The sequence below is a fragment of the Fibrobacter sp. UWCM genome (assembly GCF_900129735.1).
In the GTDB taxonomy this organism is placed as follows: Bacteria; Fibrobacterota; Fibrobacteria; order Fibrobacterales; family Fibrobacteraceae; genus Fibrobacter.
Genome location: NZ_FQWR01000005.1, coordinates 161,006 through 183,453 on the forward strand (window position 1 = coordinate 161,006; position 22,448 = coordinate 183,453).

The following is a 22,448-nucleotide window of genomic DNA, read 5'->3' on the forward strand; positions in this document are numbered from 1 at the left end:
TCCTTATCGTGTTATTGCAATGCGGGTGCTGAACAGCATCTTGCCGTTGCTTGTCGCCCTCACGTAGTATGTGCCCTTCGATTTCGCGAGGCTCCTTACGGGTACGCTGCCCGACTTTGCGAAGGTTTTGTCGTACACGTTTTTCCCGCGCATGTCGAATACGGTCAGGCGCATGCTTGCGTTGCTCAGCACGAATTCCAGGTTGCCGTTCCTGTAGTTCACGCTCCCGAATCCTTCGGGCTTTGCCTTCCGGGCAATCGCTGTCGTTCCGCCGGATTCGCTCGAGCCCATGTTCCAGTCGCTCGGGACGCGTGCCGCGATTCCCCTGCCCGCCGTGCTCATGTAGACGACTCCGTAGGTATTCATGTCGCCCATCACGAACTCGCCGTTCGCAAGCCCGCCGTATTCGTGCCCGTCGTCGTTCACGCGGGTCCATGTCTTGCCTGCATCGTCGCTCCCGAACACGCCTACGGTTTCACCCACCTTGCCGAACGCATAGATCGCGGGGTAGCCGCCTGCTGCCTTAGGCTTCCCGTAGCCTACGGCCTCGCAGTAGCCTATGCCCTCTGCGGGTGTCCAGCTCTTGCCGCCGTCGGTGGAGTGGAGCAGCTTGCCTGTCACGGGGTCGCCGGTCTCGTTCCTTTCGGCGATAGGGAGCCAGAGGTCGCCTTCGTATCCCGGGATGGCGCGGAACTTCTTGTTGTTGCTCTTGCCGGGTTCGCTCACCTTCGTGAAAGTGCCGCCCTTGTCTTCGCTCCTGAAGAATTCTCCCGTTGTTCGGTTGTATGCATAGAACACGCTTGCGTTTTCGGGGTCGCCCACGACGAATGACGCGTTGTCGATTCCCGATACGGTTTCCCATCCGGAATTTACCTGGCGGAAAACGGTGGTGGTTCCGTTACCCGGTACCCAGACGATGGTGCTCCCGTCGGTAGAAATTGCGACCGTGCCTTCCTTGTAGTTCTTGTCGAGGCTCCCGTAGGTGGCCACGCTCCAGGTGCGCCCGGAATCCTTCGAGACCTGCACCGGGTCGATGGGCACGTCGTTGTACTGCCCTTCGTAGGCGCGGGTGGCGCTCACCTTCACGAGCGTTCCCGATTTCGGGGCGTAGGCGAGTGCCCACGTGGAACCGAGGGAGGTGTTGGTGCCCGAGACGGAGGTGAGGTGCCTGTGGGCGGGAAACTTCGAGATGTCCTCGTGCCTGAATCCGTCATAGTCGGCGATGACGGAAACTAGCGGGCCTCCGGGAATGCTTACCACCTCGTAGGGGACGGTCTCCTCGATGCCGTGTGCGTTGAAGTGCCATACCTGGCCCTGGACCGCCTCGTCGCTCGAATAGTAGTAGTTTGTCGTGGAATCGAACGTTCCCGCAGGTATCACCTCGTAGTCGTCCATGTTGTCGCAGCGGAAGATGCCGTTGCCGGAACTCACGAATACGCGCTTGGGGTTGAACGGGTCGATTGCCGCGCTGCCCGACCAGTGGATGGAACCTCCCTGCATCCAGCCGATTCCGTTCTCGTCCATCTGCTTGACGGTGGGGTAGTAGCCGCCTTCCATCCAGTAGTACTTGAAGCTTGCGACCCATGTCTTGCCGCCGTCCGTAGTGCGGAAGATGTTGGAACCCCACTGGTCGCTCCACTTGCCGTCTTCGCCGTCGGTGGCGATGTACCAGAATTGCGGGCCGCGGTAGCCTTCTGTGGTGACGACCATCTCGTTCGGGTCTTCCGGATTGATGGATATGCCGCCGTAGGGTGCAATGTAGGTGTAGTTTTCCATGTCGGCGTAGTCGGCGTTGTCGTATTCCGATGCGCCCGTGTTGCCGTCGTCGATGTAGTCTTCCGGCGATACGTCGGTCCAGGTGAGCGTCGCGATATCGCACTGCAGTACCGCACCGCGGCCGAACCCGTCGTATATCATGCCCCAGCCTTCGTCCCAGCCCATGGAATGCGGGCCCGCGCCGTCGGCGAACGTGACGGTGAGCGTGCCGCCGTCCTTCGAGACTACCGCGCGCTGCGGCATCAGGCGGACTTTCGCGCCACCCGCGGTTGTGCGGAGCGCGTCGGGAATCGGGAGCGGTTTCCATGTCTTGCCCGCGTCTGTTGAGGTGAACACGTTCTCGAACGTGGATTTTGCCGTGCTCCCTTCGCGCAGGAATCCGGCGTAGAGCGTGCTGGAACTGCCCGGCGCGAACTGCACGAAGCTGAACCCGGAGCCGTTCCAGGTGGTGTCGCTCCCGGCGGCCGCGGTCCAGGAATCCACGTGGCTCCAGGTGGAACCGTTGTCGCTTGATTTCCAGAGTCCGGACCTTCTCGAACCGTAGAACATGATGTCAGTATTGTTCAGGTCGATGGCGAGCGCTTCGCCGTTCCCGCGGCCCATGCCGTTGCCGTGAACGCCGAAATCCATCACCACGCCGCCCTTCGCGCCCGTGGAATCCCAGGTGTAGTGCACTTCCCAGCTCTTGCCGTAGTCCGTAGAACGCAGGAGGGCGCTGCGGGCGTTGCTGAAGTAGCTCGTGCCCGCCATCATGTACACCTTGCCTTCGTCCTTCGGGTCAACCGCGATGGCCTCGATCCCGAGCAGGCCGAGTTCGCTCACGTCGACCCAGTCCATCATGGATTCCCAGCGCTTGGTTTCCTCGTTCCAGCGGTATGCGCCGCCCACGTCGGTGCGCGCGTAGAACACGTTCTTTTCGACGGGCGAGGCGATAACGGCGCTAACGAACCCGCCGCCGCCCATGCTCACGTTGCTCCAGCTGAAATCGCCCTCGCCGGTCGCTGCGTGGACAGCAAGAAATGCACCCGCGATGGCGAGAAATGCGCCTGCGGGCCTGAAAAAGTTACCCATAATCACCTCACATAAACGGGACGGAAAGCCCTGTAGTGAGGAATATATATTATGTCTCCTGGAACTGTATCGCCCGCGCACCCCTGCACGAAAAAGCCGTTGTGCAGTTTTCTACGATACTAAACATCCCGAAATAAACATCTTGCAACCCGCGATAAACATCCCGCGCCCCGCAATAAACGTCTTGCGCCCCGTGATAAACATCCCGCGCCCCGCAATAAACGTCTTGAAACCCGAATAACTAATGACCAATGACCAATAACCAATGACCAACGACCAATGACTAAAAATCATTCCCCGCAGCGCTTCGCGTTGTTCGGGAGCCCCATCAGTTCGAACGCGTTCTTGCAGCGGAGTTTCAGGTCGGCCGCTTCGTCTGCCGGAGTGCTCTTGAGCTGCGAACGGAGATAGAGGATTGTCGCCGTCATGTACGGCACGTTACCTTGTATGGACTTCTTCTCGGCTTCACGGTAAAGCGAATCCGCTTCGCCCCTGCCCGAGACGTCTGCCATACGGGCTGCGGTATAGGCATAAAAACCGCCCTTCTTGTCCGAGCGCTTCCCGACCATCTTCAGCGATTCGTCGGCATCGTCGGTCCTGCGTTTTGCCGCCTGGGCGATCGCGCATTCCGAGAAGAATGCCGCCTGCAACGGCTTGTCTGCCTTCTTAATGGAATCGGCATCCGCCGAGGCGCACATCTTGGCGGTCTCGTCGAACTTTTCCTGCGCGTTTGCAAGCGCGGCCTTGCCCTGGAGGAGCATCAGGTTGGTGTTCTTGTCGAGAATTTCCTCGCGGACCTGTGCGAGCAGCGAGTCGGCGAACGCGAAGTCCAGACTCATGGTGCGTATCTGTGCCATCGCCATGAGCACGCGTGCCTCGGAACGCAGGTCCGATTCCTTGCGGCTAGCAAGCAGCGCGCGTTCCAGCTGGCCGTAACTCTTCGCAATCTTGCCCGCGTCGAGCGAACGCTGGGCGCGGTACGAAAGCACACCCGATTCCGATGCGCTTGCGATGGTTGCGAGCGAGAGAAGTACCGCCATGCCGAACTTGCGCATTACCATAGCGTCTCCACCATGAAGGGCACGGAATCCTTGCTAGGCATGGACCTGCGGATAATCCACATGTTCGAGATGCCGGTCATCAGGTCGTCGGCGTTCTGCAAAGTCTGTTCGGTCGATTCCATGAAGTCCGAAAGTCCGGAGGTCACCTGGCCCACTTCCTTCAGGAGTCCGTCGACCTTGCCCATTGTCCCGTCGATCTTGCCCATCATGCCTTCTACGTTGCCCATCAGGTTGTCGACCTTGCCGGGCAGCGGCTTGAGTTCGGTCATCATGCCGGAAACATCGTCCGTGATGCCGTCGACCTTGTGCAACAGGCCGGGCACGCTGCTGTGGAGCGTGTCGAGGAGGTTGGATGTCTTGAACAGGGCGCTCTTGCCTGCGAGTGTAATGTCGTTGAGTCGGCGCAACTGCGTGTTCAGGTTGTCGTACAGTGCGCGCGATCCGAACAGGGCGCCTACTGTCGTTCCCGTATCCATCGCCATGGCGACAAGCGTATCGGCTGCGTCGATAAGCAGGTTCACGCGCCCGAGCAGCTCGTTGGCCGTTTCAAGCACGGTCTCGATATCTTGTGCCCTTCCCGGAGGCAGGAAGTCGCCGTCCTCGAGGATGCGGCCCACGCCCTTGCGGGCTTCGATGGTCACCACGCGGGCCGAAATCAGGTTCTGGTCGCGGATGGCGTAAACTGTCGCGCTGTCGGTAATCCAGCTCTGGAACTGCTTGCGGAGGGTGAACTCCATGTACACGCCGTTGTCCTTGATTTCCATGTCCGTAATTTGGCCAACGTCGACACCGCTAATCTGGACGCGGGTACCGGGCCTGAGGCCGAGCGCCTTTTCAAAAGTACTGTGCAGGTGGTATTCCTCCACGCCGATCATGCCACTCGTGAACAGCTTGGTGTAGAGGACTAGTGCAAAAACCATGATAGCGACCGTAAAGAATACGCCTACCAGGAGGCCGGAAACCTCCATCCAGTTGATTTGCTTTACGGGTTTGAATTTCATGTCGATAAATATATAAATATTCGTTTATTGTGTATACGGTAAAATTTTTGTTTTGTATTTTGAGGAAAAAAAGAGGATTTTATGGATTTTTTTGAATTCTTGGACAATTCGGTCACCCCTTCGCATACGGTCGCGGGTCTGGTTTCCGCCTTTCGGGCGGCCGGGTTCCGCCTCTACGAACCCATGATGCCGGCAAGGATTGAACCCGGCAAGGGCTACTGCATTGTGCGGGATTCGTCCCTGATTGCCGTCCGTGTCCCCAAGAGCGTGAGCCAGTTCCCCGGGTTCCGCATTGCGCTTGCCCATACGGATTTCCCGACCCTGAAGATTACGCCCCATCCCGACCGGGTTTCCTGTGGCGTGCAGGCGCTCCACCCCGAAATATACGGCAGCCCGATTTTCACGAGCTGGCTGGACCGCGACCTGGGATACGCGGGCGTTCTCGCCTATGCGGAAGGCGGCGAGGTGCGACTCAAGACTTTCCGTGGCGACAAGCTGTTCCGCATACCGCAGTTGGCAGTCCACCTGAACCGTGGCGTGAACCAGGACGGCCTGAAGGTCAATCCCCAGACGGACCTTGATGCCCTGTGGAGCGTGGTTACGGGCGAAAAGTTCGAGGACACCCTGCGGGCGGAAATCCCGGAAGGCGCGAAGTTGCTCGATTTTGACGTGCAGCTGTTCGATGCGCAGAAGGCGGCCCGTGGCGGGTTCCACGACGAGTGGATTTATTCGGGAAGGCTCGACAACCTCTCGAGCTGCCACGCGATTGCCGAGGCGTTTATCGCTTCGGAACCGCTCGAAAACGACTTTGCCGTTGCCTGCTTCTTCAATAACGAGGAAGTCGGTTCCACGACCCGCGAAGGTGCGGGCGGGAACTTCCTGAAGAGCGTGCTGGATTCTATCGTCCCGAACCTTGATGCAGCCTTGGCGTCTAGCCTTGCGCTTTCCATCGACATGGCGCATGCGGTGCACCCGAACTTCCCGCAGAAGCACGAGCAGAACCATGCCCCGATTCTGGGTGGCGGAATCGTATTGAAGACAAATTCGCAAAAGCGCTACGCGAGCGACGTGTATTCCAATGCGCGTCTCAAACTGCTTTGCGAACAAGCGAACATCAACTGCCAGACCTTCGTGATGCGTAACGACATGCCCTGCGGCTCCACTGTCGGGCCTACGGTATCTGCGGCTCTCGGAATTCCGACGGTCGATATCGGCGAGCCCATGCTCAGCATGCACAGCATCCGCGAGATGACTGCGGCGAAGGACCATGCCGATATGATCAGTCTTCTGAAGGAGTTCTACCGCGAAAAAGCTTGAAGTCTTCCTGATTATATTACATTTACTCCAAGGAGTTGATGTACGTATTTATGAAGGGTTTCATTAAATTTTTAAGGTCTATCGAGGTTCCGCAGGCGAGGTGGAACCGGGCTACGCTGGCCTTCTTGATATGGGGAAGCCTTTGCCTTTTGGCAAACCTGTTCTGCACGAACGCGAACGCCTTTGGCGGCGATCAGGGCTACTGGGCGGACTGGGTCAAGAAACTTGCCGAAGGCGGCTTCGAGAGGTTCAACGGCAACTATCCGCCGCTCTACGTTTTTTGGCTGTGGGTCGTGTCGAAGGTCTACGTGCTTTTCGACATTCCTATCGACAAGACGTTCATGCTCAAGTTCCTGTGCCTGTGGCCGGTATACTTTGCGCACCTTGCCCTTGTGGATATAGCAAGCAGGCTTGTCTCGAAAATAAAGCTTGAACCCGCGAAGGCGAATCTCGTGCTGGCGTTCGTGGCGCTCAACCCGGCGCTGTTGCTCGACGGCCCCATCTGGGGGCAGGTCGACATGTTCCCGTGCATATTCGGCATTGCCGCGCTCTACTGCGTCAATTTCAGGAGCAAGATGAAGTATGCGGCTCTGTTCTTTGCGCTTGCGCTCCTCGCGAAGTTCCAGATGATTCTCCTGCTGCCTATCTTCGGTGGCATATTCATCCGCAAGTACAAGATTTCTTGGCGCGGGCTCCCGGCGATGGCGGTTGCAATCGTGCTCGTGCTGTTGCCGTTCTTCATTGCGGGCAACCTTTCGGGCATGCTCTCGCGCGCATACGTGAACACCACGAGCCAGTACCCGTATGCGACATACAATGCGGCGAACCTCTGGATGCTTACGGTAGGGAACCTGAGCGCCGATGCGACGCCGTTCTTCAACCTGCCCAAGGAGGGAATCTGGTCCCTGCTTTCGCCGGCGTGGATAGGCAAGATTCTGTTCGTGATTGTCTCGCTTTATATTCTCAAGTGCTCGCTGTTCGCGCGGAACCTGCGCACGACTTTCAAGCTTGCGACCTTCAGCTCGTTCGCTTTCTTCTTGCTGTTGCCCGGCATGCATGAACGCTACCTGATATACGCGATTCCGTTTGCGTGCATGTGGCTCGTGCTCGACCTGCGCAAGTCCTGGTTCTGGGTTGCCTGCATTACGCTCCTTTGCGCGATGAACATCGAGATGGTCAACGGGCTCAAGGGCGGCGATCTCTGGCCCTGGATTTCTGCGTTTGGCGTGATTGTCTTTGCCGTCGCCTCGGTGCACGCGCTGTTCCCGAAGTTCTTCCCGCTGCTCGCGTATGCGATAAGCCGGCTGTCGCTCCCGCGGTTTACGCCCTACGTGGTTCTCGCGCTCATCCTTGTCGTGGAACTTTCCTGCGAGGTGCGCGAATCCCGGCCCATCGAGGTGGAACTCCTGCCCAACCAGATGTATCTCACCGACTTGAAGATAGACCACTACACGCAGGAATACGGCTCGCCCCGCATCAACCGGAGCGTGGAAGGCAAGACCCTGATGGTGAAGAACCGCCAGTTTGAACACGGTATCGGCTCGCACGCATCGTCGAGCTTGCACTTCACGTTGCCCGCAAATGCGGAATATCTGGATTTCTATGTGGGCGTGGACGATGAAGTGTCCGGCGGCGGCTCGGTAAGGTTTATCGTGAAGTCGGACGAGGGCGAACTCTGGTCCAGCGGGCTTGTTCGCGGGAACAACGCCCCGGTGCCGGGCCGCGCGAAGGTTGCGGGCCTCGACCACATCGTGCTCGTTATCGATGCGGATGGCGACAACGCCTACGATCACGCGGATTGGCTCAGCCTGATTTTGACATTGAAGAAGTAGCATGGTTCGCGTCGACAAGATTCGTGTCTGTTTCTGGCTAATCCTTGCCCTTGGCATCTTCGCGCGGGTATTCCTGTTCGGCGACGTTCCGGGCGATATTAACCAGGACGAGGCCTTTGCGGGCTACAACGCCTTCACGCTCATGCACAGCGCGGCGGATTCCTACGGGTACCGCCTGCCGGTGTACCTCACGGCGTGGGGCTCCGGCATGAACGCACTCGAATCGTACCTGATGATTCCCTTTGTCGCTATCTTCGGGCTCAAGGTGTGGGTAATTCGCCTCCCGATGCTCATCGTGGGCATACTCTCGCTTGTCGCCGTCTATCACCTGGTAAGGCGCTTTTCTTCGGGCAAGCTCGCGCTGGCCGCCATGTTCCTTGTGGCGATTTCGCCCTGGCACATCATGCTTTCGCGCTGGGCGCTGGAATCGAATCTCGCCCCCGGGTTTGTACTGTTCGGGATTCTCTTCTTCGTGAAGGGTCTCGAGAAGCCCAAGCTATTGGTGGCATCGGCGCTGTGCTTCGGGCTTTCGCTCTATGCGTACGCGACGGTATGGTCGGTGGTGCCGTTTATCGTTATTGCGTGTGTGGCCTACGCGCTCTGGGCACGCTCGCTCCGGCATACGCGCTACGTGTGGATTTCGCTCGGCGTGCTGGTGGCGCTTGCCTGCCCGCTGGTGCTTTTCCTGCTCGTGAACAAGGGCGTGATTCCTGAAATTAAACTGCCCTTCCTCAGCATCCCGAAGCTTGTGTACTTCCGCGACAGCGAGATTTCCTTTGCCCATATTCCGCGCAATCTTGCAAACCTGGCGAACATTCTCGTAAAGCAGAATGATTACCTCCCATGGAATTCCTTCGGGCGTCACGGGCTCTACTACCCGGCGACGCTCGCGTTCTTCCTCGTGGGCTTTTGCGTGTTTGTCTGGAACGCTATCCAGGATATTCGCAGGCGCAGGCTCGGGCTTTCTACGTTCGTGCTGGTGTGGCTTTTTGCGGGCCTTGCCATCGGGGCGCTCATCCAGGTGAACGTGAACCGCGTGAATCTCCTCTTTTTGCCGCTCCTTATCGTTTCGGCGTTCGGGATTGTTTTTGCGTTCGAGCGTATCCACGTGCGTGCACTTGTGGTTCCGCTGTTCGCCTACCTCATTTGCTTCGCCACCTTCGAGAAGGAATACTTTACCACCTACCGCGACCGTATCGGAAACTACTTCTGCGAGGGCATCGAAGATGCGATGAACCTTGTACTCTCGAAATCGGCCGGCAAGAGCGTTGTCGTGGACCCAGACGTGAGTTACCCGCGCGTGCTTTTCTACGGAAAGGTTCCGCTTGATTCGTACCTCTCGACGGTCAAGTACACGAATTTCCCGAGCGCGTTCTTGTACGTGCGCTCGTTTGACAAGTATATCTTTACCGACAGGATAATTCCCGAGCATAGGCAGGATTTTGTTTACCTGCTCGAAAACAGCGGGGCGCGCATGAAGACCCTGCAGGATTTGGGCTACAACGTGGAATGCTTCGGGAAGTATGTCGTGGGTTACTAAAAAAAGGAGGATAAAATGAATGGGTTACGGATTCGTTTGATTTGCCTGCTGGTAGGGTTTCTCCTGTCGGTATGCTGCAATGCGGATGTCATGATTGTCGTTGAGGAAAAACTCTACGAGGATTCGCAGGTAAAGGACGCTGTCGCGCTCTACGCGAAGGATATCGGGGACGCGCGAGGCGTGAAAGTTGCGATAAAGACCTTCGCTTCGCCGAAGAACGGCGGGACTGCGGAGGCGCTCAAGGAACTCCTGGTGAAAAACCGCGAGGGCTTGCAGGGCGCGATATTCGTGGGCGATCTGCCGCGTGCCCTGTTCGAGTTCCCGCAGTGGAACATCGACGGTTTCAGGTACCAGCGCTGGGCCTCGGATTTCTATTTCATGGATATGGACGGCGTGTGGCTCGATACGGCATCGGGCTAGTTCGGCATGACCGATGGCAAGATTACGGAAGAGGTTGTCCTTAAGCCGGCATTCAGTATTGGTTCGGCTTCGCCTCTTCCGGGAACCGTCCCTGTGGATAGTTTCTCTATCCGGTATGAGGGCTTTATCAAGCCGCCCCAGACAGGGCTTTGCTCGCTTGAGGTGATTAGCGATAACGGGCGCAGGGTGTTCATTGGCGATACGCTGGTGGTGGATGCCTGGCTTCCCGATTGGAGTAGATCCTACTATGGTGCTGTAAACCTGGTCAAGGATAGTTTGTACGCATTTAGGTTGGAGTACGAGGAAGAATATGGCAGTGCTAACTTGTCCCTGTACTGGAAATGGGAAAGCGGCTCATGGGAAGAAGTTCCCAAGGACGTTTGGTTTCACGGTAATCCCGTAGAATCCGGGCTACTGGCGACTTTCTATGGAAACATTGGCCTGAAGGATTCTGTCGAGCATCCGGGTGAACCTACGGGCTGGAAGAGTGGTGCCGGCAACGGTGTCTACGATGCGCATTATTCTACAAGGCGCGATTCTGTTTCGGATTCCCTTGAAATCTGGGTTTCGCGCATAGACCCCAATACGGCAGGCCTGCTCGGAAGCCCGAAGGATCTGCTGCTGAAGTGGTTCGATAAGGTGCACGCTAGTTACGGGAAGAAAACATTCTCGAACAAGGCGGCGTATTTCATGGTGCCGGGGACGGACCTGACGGTGGAATCCAACTACAAGTTTGTGCGCGGCCTCTCCGCCCTCTATGGCGAAAGCGCGGTGGATATCATCGAGTCGGATTCGCTCAGGTATGTGCAGAGCATCGCGCAGGATTACGACTGGTCTATCTATGTGGGCCATAGCAACCATCTGGGGCTGGGCCTCGGGTTCAATGCACGCGATGTGCGCTACCCGATGGATGTGGGACCGAGAATCTTCCACTTCGCGTCGTGTGGCCCCCTGCTTGCCTATGACGATGTCTATGGCAATACGTACAGCGTTTCTGTCGCATCTGCGCACCTGTTCGGAACGCGCGGCGGCGGCCTCGTGAGTGTCGGTTCCACCAAGACGAGTGGCGATAACCAGCTGGACGACCTGATGTACGAATATGCTGCCGAAGGGGTGTGGATTGGCGAGGCGTTCCGTCGCTGGCTTAACGAACGTATCAAGCGCAACAGGTACTGGCCGCGCGAAAACATATACGACTGGTTCTATGGCGAATCGATGGTTGGCGACCCGATGCAGGTCTTTGGAACGCATGCGACGGATGCGCTCCCCCGCAAGAAGGCATGGCGTGCTCCGCTCAAGAAACACCGTTCCTACGACGCCTCGGGAAGGCTTGTCCAGGGCCGTTTCCTCGAATACAAGGTGCGGTTCTTCCGGTAACGATGCGAACCACCCTCCGGGGTGGTTTTTGCATGCCCAGTTTTGTATATTATAGTCGATTCCGGAGCGACCGCAGGGAGCGATAGAATCTATAGAAGAGATTAGTATATGCGTTTATTTGTGTTGTTCGTATGCTTGCTGTCGGTAGCGCTTTTTGCGCGGCCAATAAACGACGGCAATAAACTGTTCAAGAACGGCGACTATGCCGGCGCCCTTGAAAAATATATGAAGGCCCGCGAGGCCGAACCCGCGAACCCGCTTTTGTTCTACAATATCGGAACGTGCCAGTACAGGCTCGGCAATTACGAAGAGGCCAAGAAGGAACTCGAGAGCGCCATGCGCATGCCGGATAAAAAGATGGCCGCGAAGGCGGCGTACAACCTCGCGAACACGCATTTCCGCATGGGCGAGAAGGCCGCCGAAGGCAGCGAACGCATTGCGGCCTGGCGCGAATCCGTCGCCTACCTCAAGAAGGCAATCGACCTCGACAACAATTTCGAGAACGCGAAGAAGAACGTGGAAATTGTCCAGCGCAAGCTGAAGGAAGAACTCGACAAGCAGAAAGAGAACAAGGACCAGAATCAGGACCAGAACAACGACCAGAAACAGCCGCCGCTTTCCGACAAGGCGAAGGAAGTCCTGGCGCGCGCATTGCAACTTTGCAAGGACGGCAAGTACGCCGAGGCGAAGGAGATGCTTGAGAACCTGATTGCCGAGGACGAGACTGCGGGCCAGCTGAGCGGCCACGTGCAGCGCATTGACGACGTCATCGAAATCAAGGCCGGCCGCAAGCCCAAGGCGAAGATTGACGCGAGCAACACCGACAACGACCTGGAGGTGATCTGATGCGTTTGATTAGAAGAGAGACCAGTGTCATCCTGAGCTATACGAAACTAAGAACTTTAGTTCTCAAGTTGAGTTATGCCCTTTGGGTAGGAGCCGATAGGCGGAGTCGAAGGATCTCCATTGCATTGTACTTGGTATTGATTTTTGCTGCCGCAGCCTTTGCCGCCCCGAAGTCGGCGAGCGCCTACTACAGCGATGCGGCCTTCCAGTACATCGAAAACCGCCTGCCTTCTGCCGAAATCACCTGCAACGAGGGCCTGCAATACTACCCGAACGACCAGAAGTTGCAAATGCTCCTTGACCGCATCAAGGAAGCCAAGGACGAGCAGAAGAACGAGAACAAGAAGAACGACAAGAACCAGGATAACAACCAGGACCAGAATCAGGATCAGAACCAAGATCAGAATCAGGATCAGAATAAGGATCAGCAGAACCAGGACCAGAACGGCGATGGCAATTCCAGCGGGTCCGAGAGTTCTTCGAGCCAGGGCGATGACCAAAACCAGAATCAGAATGGCGGTGGCCAGTCCAGCAGCAGCCAGGGCGGTGAAAGTTCCGACAGCAATGGCGGGCAACAGCCTGAACAGCAACCCGAGCAGCCGCAGGAAAATTCCAGCGACAGCCAGGGTGGCGAGGAGCCTCAGGAACAGCCCGTGCAGATGGGCGAGATGAGCCCCGAAGAGGCGGCACAGCTCCTGAAGGACTTTGACGAACAGAACGGCGAACGCAAACCCTGGAAACCTATCCGCGGCCAGGCTAGACCGGCGAAGGATTGGTAAGGTCAACCGAAATCAACCTCAGTATGTCATCCCCGACCTGGTCGGGGATCTTTTTATATTGTTCTGTATGAGATTCCGTTCACTTGTTTTTTTGTGTGCGCATTACGGACCGCTGTCCCGACGCAAATTGTGGTGTAGACTTGGGTGGTGCCCCTGCGGCCGATATCATGGGCAATCGCGTGGGCCGCTACTACGGTGAATGGGAATTCGTGAGCTGCGAAGGCGTCGATGGCGTCTGGGGCGATTCGACATCGATTTGGGTCAAGGAAGGCGCGAGCGAATTCTGGAGCATTATCCAGGTGCGCAACCCGAAGGACATGGTCAAGGGTGTCGCCATTTACGGTATAGATACCCGCGACTTCTACGAGCTCGAGATGGTCGTGGGTACCGAGAACTTCTGGACGGTACCGAAGAACGTTCTGCAGACCGACAACCGCTACCGTGTGGTGGTGAAGTACCGCACCGGTACCGACGACGAATGGAAAATAAAGGGCTCCGACCTCGCTGTTCCCGAGGCCAACCTGTACCTATACGAACATAGGGAATAGTTTATCGCCCGCGACGGCGAGAACTGAATTGCACGGGGGAGTCGTTTCGCCTCTTGTCTCCGGAGGGGCGGTTGTTTCCTCCGTTTCCGCGCGGGTTGTTGCCGCGGTTCCTGCCAAAGTCGCGATTGTCTCGGTTATCGCGGTTGCTGTGGAATTCGCGGCGGCCTTCTTCGCGATGCTCGTTTCGATTTTCGCGACGGTCTTCGCGGCGCATCTCGTTGCCCGAAAAACCCTTGCCCGCGTTTCCGCTGTTCGCGTTCCCGAACTGCGCGGCGCGCCTTTCCCTGCGGGCGGAATTTTCCCAGCGGCCCTTCTCGCCTGACTTTTTCGGCACGATTGTGGTGGAGCGCGCTTCCCGCTTTTGCAGTTCGCGTTCGCGGTATTCCGCATTGCTTTCGCGTTCCTTGCTCGGGAAAAACTCCTTGCCTTCTGCCTTCGCGCTGCGGCTCAATAGCAGTCGCCCGATCTTCCCGAGTTTTAAACGCTCCAGCGTCGCGCGGATTTGCGGGCGGTTCTCCGGAATGTACCAGAAGAAGAACTGTCTCTGGCTCTTCTTCTGCTCGGGTGTCTTTGCCACATAAAGCGGCTTGCCATCGGGCGTCATCTCGGAATAGAACATCTCTGTCGCGATTGTCATCGGCGTGGGGGTAAAGTCCTGCACCTGTTCCAGCTGGAATCCGAGCTGCTTTGTCTCGAGGGCGAGTTCCGCCATGTCGGCCTCGGTACATCCGGGGTGACTGCTGATAAAGTAAGGTATAATCTGCTGGCGCTTGCCGATGCGCTTGCATTCGTCGTCGAAGAATTCCTTGAACTTGTGGAACAGCGTAAAGCTTGGCTTGCGCATAAGCTTCAGCACTTCGTCGCTCGTGTGTTCCGGTGCCACCTTCAGGCGTCCGCTCACGTGGTAGTCAATGAGCTCGCGGGCGTATTCCTCGTGGTCGCGGCGCAGTTCTTCGTCATCCGTTTCTTGCAACAGCATGTCGTAACGCACGCCGCTCCCGATAAACAGGTGCTTTACCTTCGGGTGGTTGCGCACTTCGCGGTAAAGGCTCAGAATCTCGGCATGGTGCGTGTCCATGTTGTCGCAAATCTTGGGCGTGAGGCAACTCGGTCGTGCGCATTTCTGGCATCGGCTCTGGTCGCGTCCGCGCATGTTGTACATGTTCGCGCTCGGGCCGCCCAAATCGGTGATGGTGCCTGCAAAGCCGTCCATATTCGTAATCAAATCCACTTCGCGCAGAATGCTTTCGCGGCTACGGCTCGCGATGAACTTTCCCTGGTGCGCGTTGATGGCGCAAAAACTGCAACCGCCAAAGCATCCGCGGTGCGTGTTGATGCTGAACTTTATCATGTCGAATGCGGGCACGTTGCCGCGCTTCTTGTAACGCGGGTGCGGTTCGCGCGCGTACGGGTATTCAAAGCTCTCGTCTAACTCGCCGTATTCGAGCGGCGGGTATGCGGGGTTTATTACCACAGTCTGTTCCGCGACATCCTGCAATATGCGGCGCTGGAACCACTTGTTGCATTCGATATCCACCTTGCGGCAGTTCTCTATCTGGTTCCGCTTGCTCTCGAGGCATTCCTCGTAGCTGGCGAGCCGCAGGTCTTCCCACTGGTTGCTCTTCGGCACATTTCCTTTGGGCGCCAAGTATGCGGTTTGCGGTATGGAATGCAGGCTCGAGAACGGCACGCCTTTTTTCAAGAGTCGCACCATCTCCTTCAGTGGCTTTTCGCCCATGCCGTAAACGAGAAGGTCCGCCTGCGTATCGAACAGGATGCTCGGTTTGAGCCTGTCGCTCCAGTAGTCGTAATGCGTCACGCGGCGCAGGCTCGATTCCAGCCCGCCAATCATCAGCGGCACGTCGGGGTAGAGCTGCTTTAAAATCTTTGCGTAGGTGTACGTCGCGTAATCCGGGCGGAAACCCGCCTTGTTGCCCGGCGTGAAAGCGTCGTCGCTCCTCAGGCGTTTTGCGGCAGTATAGTGATTCACCATGCTGTCCATGCCGCTGCTGATTGCGAAGAACATTCGCGGGCGCCCGAGTTTCTTGAAATCGCGCAGGTCATCGCGCCAGTTGGGCTGCGGCAAAATTGCAACGCGCAAGCCCTCGTGCTCGAAAAGCCTTGCCACCACGGCATGCCCGAAGCACGGGTGGTCCACGTAGGCATCTGCGCTGATGATAATCACGTCCACGTAATCCCAGCCGAGTTCGTCTAGGTCTTCCTTGCAGATGGGGAGGAATCGCGGATCGTACATGGGGCAAAAGATAGTTAATCTTGCGCCGTGGGCAAGGGCGTTACCCCCCCCCCCCATATGAAACACTGCGTTTCATAAAACTGTAAAATAACCAAAAATCAAACAAAAAATATGCTAATTTCTTGAAAAATTCATTGATTTTGTTTCATCAATAGGGTAGATTTGTAACAGGGTAAGCCATGAGACCGATAACAGAGTATTCAGACTACCGTAAGTATATGCGGGATTATTACGAGGAACGCAAGAAGGGTTCCTATTTCTCGTGGCGCGAGTTCGCGAAACTTGCGGGGTTCACGTCGTCGGGGTACCTCAAGCTGGTGTGCGACGGCAAGACTCGTCTGAGCCGCGGAGGGGCGGCGAAGGTTGCCGGTGCCATGGGCCTTACCGGGTTCGGTGCGCAGTATTTCTGCCTGCTGGTGGAATACTGCGATGCTCCGGACGCAAACGTTCGTCTCGAGATTTTCTCCCGGATGCGCGCCCTGATGGAGGAGAACGGGGTCCGCATCCTGGGAGCCGAGGCGTTCGACTACTTCAAGTCGTGGATAAACCCGGTGGTGCGCGAGCTGGCGCCTATCATGCCGGGCGCGAAGCCTTCCGAAATTGCAAAGATGTGCGTGCCCGAGGTGACTGCGGGCGATGTGCGCAATGCGCTTACGCTCATGGTGCAGGCGGGCCTTTTGCAGTTGAGGCCGGACGGCTCTTACGTACAGACTAACAAGGGGCTTTCGGGCGACCCCGCGCTTGTCGCGGGAGCGATGCACGCCATGCAGAAACAGTTGACGCTGCTTGCCGCCGATGCACTCGATGGCGTCGCCCGTGAAGACCGCAACATTTCTGGCCTTACCTTCGGTGTGGACGAGAAGACTCTGTGGCACCTTTCCGAGGAACTGGACCTTTTTCGCCAGAAAGTCAAGGATATTCCTTCTAAAGTTGAAAACTATGACCGCGTATATAGATTAAATTTGCATTTATTCCCGCTGAGCAAGGCAAAGGAAGGCAAAGATGAAAATCAGGGCTAGTTTTGTACAAAGTATCGTTACGCCGTGTGTGGCCTTGCTCGCTTTGCTTTCGGGCTGTGCCGGCTTTACCGAGGACGTGGCCGGGAATGCGATGGCAGACTCCGAAAACGCTGCACCCGATGCTGGAACGAAGGATGGTAATGGCTTGCCGGATATAAGTGCACCGCAGGGTACATCTGACCCTGTCGAACCAACTCCGACTGAGACTGTCAATTATGAGGTTGACAAAAGTGTCGCTGCAAGGTTCGAGTCGGCGAAAATTCGGAGCACGGGCAAGCTCTTGCGGAGTGCTGTCGGTGACTCGATAACCATCGTTCTCGAAATAAACGGCGGTTGCGTCAAGGAAGGCGAATCTTTCGCATACGACCAGAACTTCTTCTTCGCGGATTCGAATACTTTCGCCTACAGTTTCCGTGGCGATACGCTATTGCTCTCGAAAATCTCTGAACCCGACCCGTATGAAGCGGACCAGCAGAAATACGAGGAATCGTTTATCTTCGTGGGCGGTACGTCGGGCAAGCTTGATGGAATCTGGAAACATTCGCAGTGCCGCTATCGCGAAGACAAGATGTACTGCATGAATGACGGTTACGATCAGTATTTCAAGTTCGATGGCGATAAGGTGGAATACCGCATTACGGACCGCGAAGGTTACGACTACATGCAGACGGTATTCGTGGACCAGCTGTTCGATTTCCTCGGCAGCGGAGGTTCCATTCAGCTTGAAACTCCCTACTACTATTCAAGCACGGAATTCGGGCAGGAACGCTCCGGCATCGTCATTCTGGAAAAGACGAATACTTCGGTGAAGTTTACCCAGGCGGAAAGGACGTTCGACCTGAGCGTGGATTACGCCCGCTATAAAGACAGCCTGCACGTTACGCTCAAGTCGGGCGACGTGAGCTGTGTGGGAACAGTGCGCGAAATGGAAGATGTCGTGACCGAGATGTGCGTGACCGACAATGCGGATTACCTGCACAAGTCAAGTTCGGGCGCGTTCACGTACAGGCGGATGAATTCCCGCGAATTCGAAGCCTGCATCGATGGCATTCTCGGGCGCGAGCAGAACGATTGACGCACTGCGCGCTAGGCGCAAAGGAAACTGTTAGGAGAAATTATGGTCTGGAGAAAAATTGCAGGAGGCGTGGTGGCGTTGGCCCTTTGCCTGCCTCTGCTCGTACATGCTGCCGGAAAGCCGGATGGCAAATTGTTCGGAGTTCGCCTGGGAGCGCAGATTGCGAATCTCATTACCGATGCGCATTGGGGGCCGTATCCCGATATCTCGGGACCGGGCGGAGTGCTTTCGGTTGATTTCTCGCATGGGTTTACGGATAACTTTTACCTGCATACGGCACTTGGGCTGGATTTTCGTGCATACTATACGCATGTCGAGATGGGCATCGCCTGCGATGGTGATTGCGGCGGGGCGTGGGACGGCGACGAAATATATTCATACCTCTACCTGGAGGTCCCCGTCATGGCGCAGTGGCGCACGTCGGTACTGTTTTTTGAGGCGGGGCCGGTTGTAGACGTGATGTTGCTCTCCGACAAGGAGTATGTTATACCCGAGAGGTATCGCGGCCAGAGCGACGGTTGTTACGATGATAAGCGCTTCGGTGCGGGTGTCGTCGCGGGAGTCGGACACGTATTCGATTTCGGGCTTTCGATAGATGCGCGCGTGCTGTTCCAGTTCACGGATGTAGTTGATGGCGGCAAAAAATGCCTCACGTCGCATTCCGAGGAAGTTGAGATGCGCTTTGACCCCGAGACGGAAGAGACAACAACTAGGGTTCTCTGGGAATCCGACGAGTACATGGGCGGTAGCTACTACAAGCTGCTGAAATACCAGATTGGTATTGGCTACTGGTTCTAGGGTGTAGCGCCTTCGCTTTTCTTGGCTTCGCGCTCTTCAGCTTCGTGTTTTGAATACGCACACCCGCAGTAGTTTTGACGGTAGAGGTTGTATTCGGCAGAGAGCTCGATGGAACGCTTGTTGCCGCCCTTGCGCTTGAAGTCGCTGGGAAGCGCCTTGACGCCGTAGATTTCGCCCTGTTCCTTGGCGACCACGTTCAGTACCTGCTCGTCCTTCTTGGGGCTGATGGTGAGCGTGGTGGTAAAATAGTCGAATCCCATTTCCTTCGCGAGCCTTGCCGTTTCGCCGAGACGCAGCTCAAAACACTTGCGGCAACGCTTGCCGCCTTCCTTCTCGTCTTCGAGCCCGCGAGCAATCTCGTAGAATTTCTTGGGGTTGTACTCCCCCTCGATAAATTCCACCGGATACTTTGTCTTGAATGTGGAAACGAACCGCTTGATTTCGGCGACGCGGTGGGCGTATTCTTCGGCGGGGGCGATATTCGGGTTGTAGTAGAAAATCGTTATCTTGAAGAACTGCGAGAGGTACTCGATGCAGTAGGTACTGCAGGGTCCGCAGCAGGCGTGCATCAGGAGCGTGGGCACGTTGCCCTTGCGCTGGTTCCACCGGATGATGTAACTCAGATCTCGCTGGTAGTTGTGATACGCTTCAGGCATTCTGCAAACCTTAGATTCTTTCGTCTATCGTCTTTCGTCTAAAAATCGAGTGTGCCGAACGCGGTTATCCAGAAGCAGATGGTTGCCCCGATGGCAAAGAGCCCCATGACGGTCTTTTCCTTGTGGCTCGTGCTGAAGAGCACCGTGGCGGTATAGAACGTGAGGTAGACCGCAAAGAAGAACGCGAGGATGCGCATAATCTCGAACGGGAAAAGCATCGGGAGAACTTTGCCCGCGCTGAGCAGCGTGTACATCGCGATTAGCTGCATGCAGATGGGGATGATGAACGCCTTGCGCACTTCCTTGGGCACCACCCTGTTGCGGCCGTTCATGGCGTACATGCCGAGCGGGGCACCGAACGCGAGAGCGATATTCAGTGCGATGGACGGCAGAAAGAGAACTGCCCCGATGACGGTCGCGATAATCATGCCGTAAAGATAAAAAAAGGACCCCTTCAGGTAAAGGAGGTAACCTAAAGGGGTCAGGGAGTGTTTGGGTATCTATAAGATACCTAATTGCAGGGGGGATTTACCAAAAAATCGGAGCATTCTTGTTTACACACGTGAACATGGGAAATGGTGAAAAATGCCTTTTTTGATCGAAAATCGCCATTTTTAGGTGTGTACAGGGCGGTTACGGGCTGGTTGCGGCGTGTCTAGAAAAGAATTTTTGAAGAAATTTGGGCGTGGGCGGGCCGGATTTTGGCCCCGTCGCTTTTCTTGAAGGTGGCGATGAGCGAGAACTCCAGGAAGTCGCAGGTGAGGCGCGTCTCGCTCCGGATTTGGAGGTTTTCGCGGGGGCTTGCGTCGGGTGCGACGAGGGTGACCTTGAACATGTCCTCGCGGCCGCCGGATTTTTTCTCGGAAACGGATGCGCCGATTTCGATTCGGGGCCTGCTCCAGGAATTTCCTGTGCGGTCGTGCTGCGTGTGTGCACTGCCCGTAAGCATTGCCGAGAGCGTGCTGAATTCGCGGGTTGTGCCCGCGGTTCCCTGGAAAATAGTTTGTCTGCAATTTTCGGAGGCCTCGACGCATGTGAACTTTGCGCCCATGCGGAGTGCGGGCGGCCCGCCGGAAATATCGAGTGCGAGCCTCCCCGAAACGCTGTCGGAGTGGAGCGGCGAGAGTATGCGGGCGCTTGCCGATACCCGCGTGTCGAAAAAGTCCTTTGCGCGGTACGTGATGTTCTGTGTGGTCCAGAACCTGCGCTTCGCGATGCTCGGGCTGAGCCTTGCCGGCGGGGGGAGGGAATCGCCGTGTATGTAGCCGGTCGTTCGCCACGAGAAGGCGGAGGAATCCCTGCCGTGCAGGCGGAAGTGTATGAGCGGGGTACGCTCCCCGAATTGCTGCCAGTATGCGACTTGCCCGAAGGGGAAGGCGGCCTGCGCCATGAAGGAATACGTGTCGGCGGTTTTCCACAGCGATGCGCCTGCCGTGAAAACCTTGCCACGGTTGTAGCTGGCGTGCGCCCGCAATGTCCCGGAGGTGTCGATGAGCCCGGCGAGCCCGAGTGCACCGAAGGAATATGCGAGTGCGGTTCCCCAGAGAGTGTCGACGGGAATGGTGCTCTTGAGTTCGCGTGTGGAAATCTGCCCGAAGTGCGCCTCGCCCCGCTTGCCCTTGTACGTGAGCAGTTCCTGCGTGCCGAGCCGGAGCGTTGCCCTGTGGAAAATGAACAGCAGTTCCTCGCGATGCGCCGTAACGTGGCCCGCGGAATCGTACCGCACTTTTGCTGCGAGGTGCCCGCTGTAGTGACGGGAAGGCTTTTTGACCCGCGACTTGCCCGCGGTTTTATTGCCCGCGCGCTTCTTGCCTGCGGGCGTATCGCCTGCGGTCCTGTTGCCTGCGAACTCGTCGTCTGCGAAAACTGCCTGCTCCTCCGTTCCGCAGGGTTCGTTCGCGTAGATTTCTGCAAGTGCGCACACCTCCTCCATCTTGCCCTCGTCGATAAGCGAGAGCATCTCGTTTGCCTCCTCCGCTTCGATGGTGCCGTCGTCCCACCACTCGAATACCTGCGCTTCCGTGACATCCGCCGCCTGCGCCTCCGCGATTTCCGCGGAATGTATCGCGAGCGGGGCGAGCAACGTTCCGGTTAGCGCTGTGGCAAGCGTGAAAAGTATGCTTATCGCGGAATTTGGCCAAATTTTTCCCGTATTCATAGAAATCCTCTACCCATATAAACGGTTTCGCGCAAAAAATGAGCCAAATCGCCACTTTTTTTCTAGGAGGTTTTTAAATTTGGGCTATGGCAAGCGATTCCTGGCATAAGAGCCCCAAGAAATGGTCCGGTCGTACTCCCGCCCGCGCGGGCAGTACCGCCGGCCGCGATTTCGTGCCGCACCTCAAGGCTCCGCGCACCGAATTCCCGCTGTTTAACGGGAAGCGTGTAAAGCCCTCGATTGAGGGGCTCGACAAGCTGTTGCATTACTACGGTGTGGAACTCGAACCGGCGACGCTCACACAGTTCTGGGAATTCCACCAGTTGCTGCGCGCGAACAACGAAGATCAGGACTTGACGCGCCTTAACGCATTCGAGACGATGGTGGAACGCCATTACGCCGACTGCACCCTCATCAACGCATACGTTCCCGAATGGCCCGCCCGCATGATCGATGTCGGGAGCGGTGCCGGATTCCCTGGAATTCCGCTCAAGCTCGTGAACCCGCATATCCGTCTCACGCTCTGCGAGCCGCGTCCGAACCGCATCAACTTCCTCAACATGGTCATCGAGAAGATGGGCCTGAAGGGTATCGACGTGTTCGGCCACAAGGTGACGAGCCGGAGCATGACCCTCCCGGTCGACGGAGTCATCAGCCGCGCATTCGAATGGATGGAAAAGACCCTCCCGCGCCTCGCGAATTCCCTCAAGGTAGGGGGCCGCGTGTACTTCATGAAAGGTCCGGGCGTTGCCGACGAGCTGAAGGTCTTCCACCCCGAAGACTTTGGGTACAAACTAATCGCGAAGCATTTCTACACCATTCCGAATAGCACGCAAGACCGCGCGCTCGTTATCCTCGAACGTGTAGAATAAAAATTGCCACCCATTTCTGGGTGGCATGTCAATTTACTTTATGTGTAA

At 56.8% G+C, this 22,448-nt stretch carries 19 protein-coding genes; 12 read left to right on the forward strand and 7 right to left on the reverse strand.

The genetic code is table 11. The features are described 5' to 3' along the window. Nucleotides 1–3: 3 nt before the first annotated feature. The 3 genes from BUB22_RS05205 to BUB22_RS05220 all read right to left on the reverse strand — a co-directional run bounded on the left by BUB22_RS05205 (nt 4) and on the right by BUB22_RS05220 (nt 4,909). A complete protein-coding gene (locus BUB22_RS05205) occupies nt 4–2,847 on the reverse strand; it encodes a T9SS type A sorting domain-containing protein (RefSeq protein ID WP_073114204.1) in 2,844 nt (947 codons plus the stop codon). Between the two features lie 290 nt (nt 2,848–3,137). Further along, entirely contained in the window at nt 3,138–3,908 is a 771-nt protein-coding gene (locus tag BUB22_RS05215; protein ID WP_139258729.1) for a hypothetical protein, read from the reverse strand. Continuing rightward, on the reverse strand, nt 3,902–4,909 hold the full coding sequence (locus BUB22_RS05220) for an MlaD family protein (protein WP_073114206.1): 1,008 nt from the start codon (nt 4,907–4,909) through the stop codon (nt 3,902–3,904). Before BUB22_RS05220 ends, BUB22_RS05215 begins: the two co-directional genes overlap by 7 nt. An 81-nt stretch (nt 4,910–4,990) precedes the next feature. On the opposite strand from BUB22_RS05220, the gene BUB22_RS05225 reads away from it, so the two are divergent. From BUB22_RS05225 to BUB22_RS05260, 8 genes are all read left to right on the forward strand, one after another. After that, nucleotides 4,991–6,226, forward strand: a complete 1,236-nt coding sequence (locus BUB22_RS05225) for a M18 family aminopeptidase (RefSeq protein ID WP_073114207.1) — start codon at nt 4,991–4,993, stop codon at nt 6,224–6,226. Between the two features lie 50 nt (nt 6,227–6,276). After that, nucleotides 6,277–8,058: an NPCBM/NEW2 domain-containing protein gene (locus tag BUB22_RS05230; RefSeq protein WP_083535403.1), complete on the forward strand. Its 1,782-nt coding sequence runs from the start codon at nt 6,277–6,279 to the stop codon at nt 8,056–8,058. Between the two features lies 1 nt (nt 8,059). Then, complete coding sequence (locus BUB22_RS05235; RefSeq protein ID WP_073114208.1) at nt 8,060–9,598, forward strand: ArnT family glycosyltransferase; 1,539 nt, start codon at nt 8,060–8,062, stop codon at nt 9,596–9,598. Nucleotides 9,599–9,613: 15 nt separating this feature from the next. Beyond that, complete coding sequence (locus BUB22_RS05240) at nt 9,614–10,018, forward strand: hypothetical protein (RefSeq protein WP_139258731.1); 405 nt, start codon at nt 9,614–9,616, stop codon at nt 10,016–10,018. A 6-nt stretch (nt 10,019–10,024) separates the two neighbouring features. Then, nucleotides 10,025–11,395, forward strand: a complete 1,371-nt coding sequence (locus BUB22_RS05245; RefSeq protein WP_073114210.1) for a PA14 domain-containing protein — start codon at nt 10,025–10,027, stop codon at nt 11,393–11,395. 108 nt (nt 11,396–11,503) lie between these two features. Further along, nucleotides 11,504–12,241, forward strand: a complete 738-nt coding sequence (locus BUB22_RS05250; RefSeq protein WP_073114211.1) for a tetratricopeptide repeat protein — start codon at nt 11,504–11,506, stop codon at nt 12,239–12,241. A gap of 131 nt (nt 12,242–12,372) precedes the next feature. Then, the gene (locus BUB22_RS16635) at nt 12,373–13,020 is read left to right on the forward strand and encodes a hypothetical protein (RefSeq protein WP_175547242.1); all 648 of its coding nucleotides are present in this window, start codon (nt 12,373–12,375) and stop codon (nt 13,018–13,020) included. Between the two features lie 83 nt (nt 13,021–13,103). Continuing rightward, nucleotides 13,104–13,568, forward strand: a complete 465-nt coding sequence (locus BUB22_RS05260) for an expansin family protein (RefSeq protein ID WP_254794649.1) — start codon at nt 13,104–13,106, stop codon at nt 13,566–13,568. Nucleotide 13,569: 1 nt separating this feature from the next. Here BUB22_RS05260 and BUB22_RS05265 read toward each other — a convergent pair whose 3' ends face one another. Then, nucleotides 13,570–15,822, reverse strand: coding sequence for a YgiQ family radical SAM protein (locus BUB22_RS05265; RefSeq protein WP_083535400.1), 2,253 nt, complete (start codon nt 15,820–15,822; stop codon nt 13,570–13,572). Between the two features lie 179 nt (nt 15,823–16,001). Here BUB22_RS05265 and BUB22_RS05270 point away from each other — a divergent pair, with 179 nt between their 5' ends. Genes BUB22_RS05270 through BUB22_RS05280 form a run of 3 tightly spaced genes read left to right on the forward strand, consistent with a single transcriptional unit; the run spans nt 16,002 to nt 18,714 of the window. Further along, the gene (locus tag BUB22_RS05270) at nt 16,002–16,841 is read left to right on the forward strand and encodes a TIGR02147 family protein (RefSeq protein WP_073114213.1); all 840 of its coding nucleotides are present in this window, start codon (nt 16,002–16,004) and stop codon (nt 16,839–16,841) included. Next, on the forward strand, nt 16,825–17,916 hold the full coding sequence (locus BUB22_RS05275; protein ID WP_139258735.1) for a hypothetical protein: 1,092 nt from the start codon (nt 16,825–16,827) through the stop codon (nt 17,914–17,916). Before BUB22_RS05270 ends, BUB22_RS05275 begins: the two co-directional genes overlap by 17 nt. A 42-nt stretch (nt 17,917–17,958) precedes the next feature. Then, nucleotides 17,959–18,714, forward strand: coding sequence for a porin family protein (locus BUB22_RS05280; protein WP_073114215.1), 756 nt, complete (start codon nt 17,959–17,961; stop codon nt 18,712–18,714). Here BUB22_RS05280 and BUB22_RS05285 read toward each other — a convergent pair. The 3 genes from BUB22_RS05285 to BUB22_RS05295 all read right to left on the reverse strand — a co-directional run bounded on the left by BUB22_RS05285 (nt 18,711) and on the right by BUB22_RS05295 (nt 21,528). Beyond that, entirely contained in the window at nt 18,711–19,370 is a 660-nt protein-coding gene (locus BUB22_RS05285) for an epoxyqueuosine reductase QueH (RefSeq protein ID WP_073114216.1), read from the reverse strand. The genes BUB22_RS05280 and BUB22_RS05285 overlap by 4 nt on opposite strands. Before the next feature lie 38 nt (nt 19,371–19,408). Further along, nucleotides 19,409–19,798 (reverse strand): hypothetical protein, encoded by a 390-nt coding sequence (locus BUB22_RS05290; RefSeq protein ID WP_073114217.1) that lies wholly within the window; start codon nt 19,796–19,798, stop codon nt 19,409–19,411. 227 nt (nt 19,799–20,025) lie between these two features. Then, entirely contained in the window at nt 20,026–21,528 is a 1,503-nt protein-coding gene (locus BUB22_RS05295) for a hypothetical protein (RefSeq protein ID WP_073114218.1), read from the reverse strand. 86 nt (nt 21,529–21,614) lie between these two features. Here BUB22_RS05295 and rsmG point away from each other — a divergent pair, with 86 nt between their 5' ends. Next, nucleotides 21,615–22,400, forward strand: a complete 786-nt coding sequence (gene rsmG / locus BUB22_RS05300) for a 16S rRNA (guanine(527)-N(7))-methyltransferase RsmG (protein WP_083535401.1) — start codon at nt 21,615–21,617, stop codon at nt 22,398–22,400. Nucleotides 22,401–22,448: the final 48 nt, after the last annotated feature.

What these genes read in the sequence shown, in the direction of transcription:
- BUB22_RS05205 (WP_073114204.1), bottom strand. Translation starts at nt 2,847, where the DNA reads ATGGGTAACTTTTTCAGGCCCGCAGGCGCATTTCTCGCCATCGCGGGT.
- BUB22_RS05215 (WP_139258729.1), bottom strand. Translation starts at nt 3,908, where the DNA reads ATGGTAATGCGCAAGTTCGGCATGGCGGTACTTCTCTCGCTCGCAACC.
- BUB22_RS05220 (WP_073114206.1), bottom strand. Translation starts at nt 4,909, where the DNA reads ATGAAATTCAAACCCGTAAAGCAAATCAACTGGATGGAGGTTTCCGGC.
- BUB22_RS05225 (WP_073114207.1), top strand. Translation starts at nt 4,991, where the DNA reads ATGGATTTTTTTGAATTCTTGGACAATTCGGTCACCCCTTCGCATACG.
- BUB22_RS05230 (WP_083535403.1), top strand. Translation starts at nt 6,277, where the DNA reads ATGAAGGGTTTCATTAAATTTTTAAGGTCTATCGAGGTTCCGCAGGCG.
- BUB22_RS05235 (WP_073114208.1), top strand. Translation starts at nt 8,060, where the DNA reads ATGGTTCGCGTCGACAAGATTCGTGTCTGTTTCTGGCTAATCCTTGCC.
- BUB22_RS05240 (WP_139258731.1), top strand. Translation starts at nt 9,614, where the DNA reads ATGAATGGGTTACGGATTCGTTTGATTTGCCTGCTGGTAGGGTTTCTC.
- BUB22_RS05245 (WP_073114210.1), top strand. Translation starts at nt 10,025, where the DNA reads ATGACCGATGGCAAGATTACGGAAGAGGTTGTCCTTAAGCCGGCATTC.
- BUB22_RS05250 (WP_073114211.1), top strand. Translation starts at nt 11,504, where the DNA reads ATGCGTTTATTTGTGTTGTTCGTATGCTTGCTGTCGGTAGCGCTTTTT.
- BUB22_RS05265 (WP_083535400.1), bottom strand. Translation starts at nt 15,822, where the DNA reads ATGTACGATCCGCGATTCCTCCCCATCTGCAAGGAAGACCTAGACGAA.
- BUB22_RS05270 (WP_073114213.1), top strand. Translation starts at nt 16,002, where the DNA reads ATGAGACCGATAACAGAGTATTCAGACTACCGTAAGTATATGCGGGAT.
- BUB22_RS05275 (WP_139258735.1), top strand. Translation starts at nt 16,825, where the DNA reads ATGAAAATCAGGGCTAGTTTTGTACAAAGTATCGTTACGCCGTGTGTG.
- BUB22_RS05280 (WP_073114215.1), top strand. Translation starts at nt 17,959, where the DNA reads ATGGTCTGGAGAAAAATTGCAGGAGGCGTGGTGGCGTTGGCCCTTTGC.
- BUB22_RS05285 (WP_073114216.1), bottom strand. Translation starts at nt 19,370, where the DNA reads ATGCCTGAAGCGTATCACAACTACCAGCGAGATCTGAGTTACATCATC.
- BUB22_RS05290 (WP_073114217.1), bottom strand. Translation starts at nt 19,798, where the DNA reads ATGATTATCGCGACCGTCATCGGGGCAGTTCTCTTTCTGCCGTCCATC.
- BUB22_RS05295 (WP_073114218.1), bottom strand. Translation starts at nt 21,528, where the DNA reads ATGAATACGGGAAAAATTTGGCCAAATTCCGCGATAAGCATACTTTTC.
- rsmG (WP_083535401.1), top strand. Translation starts at nt 21,615, where the DNA reads ATGGCAAGCGATTCCTGGCATAAGAGCCCCAAGAAATGGTCCGGTCGT.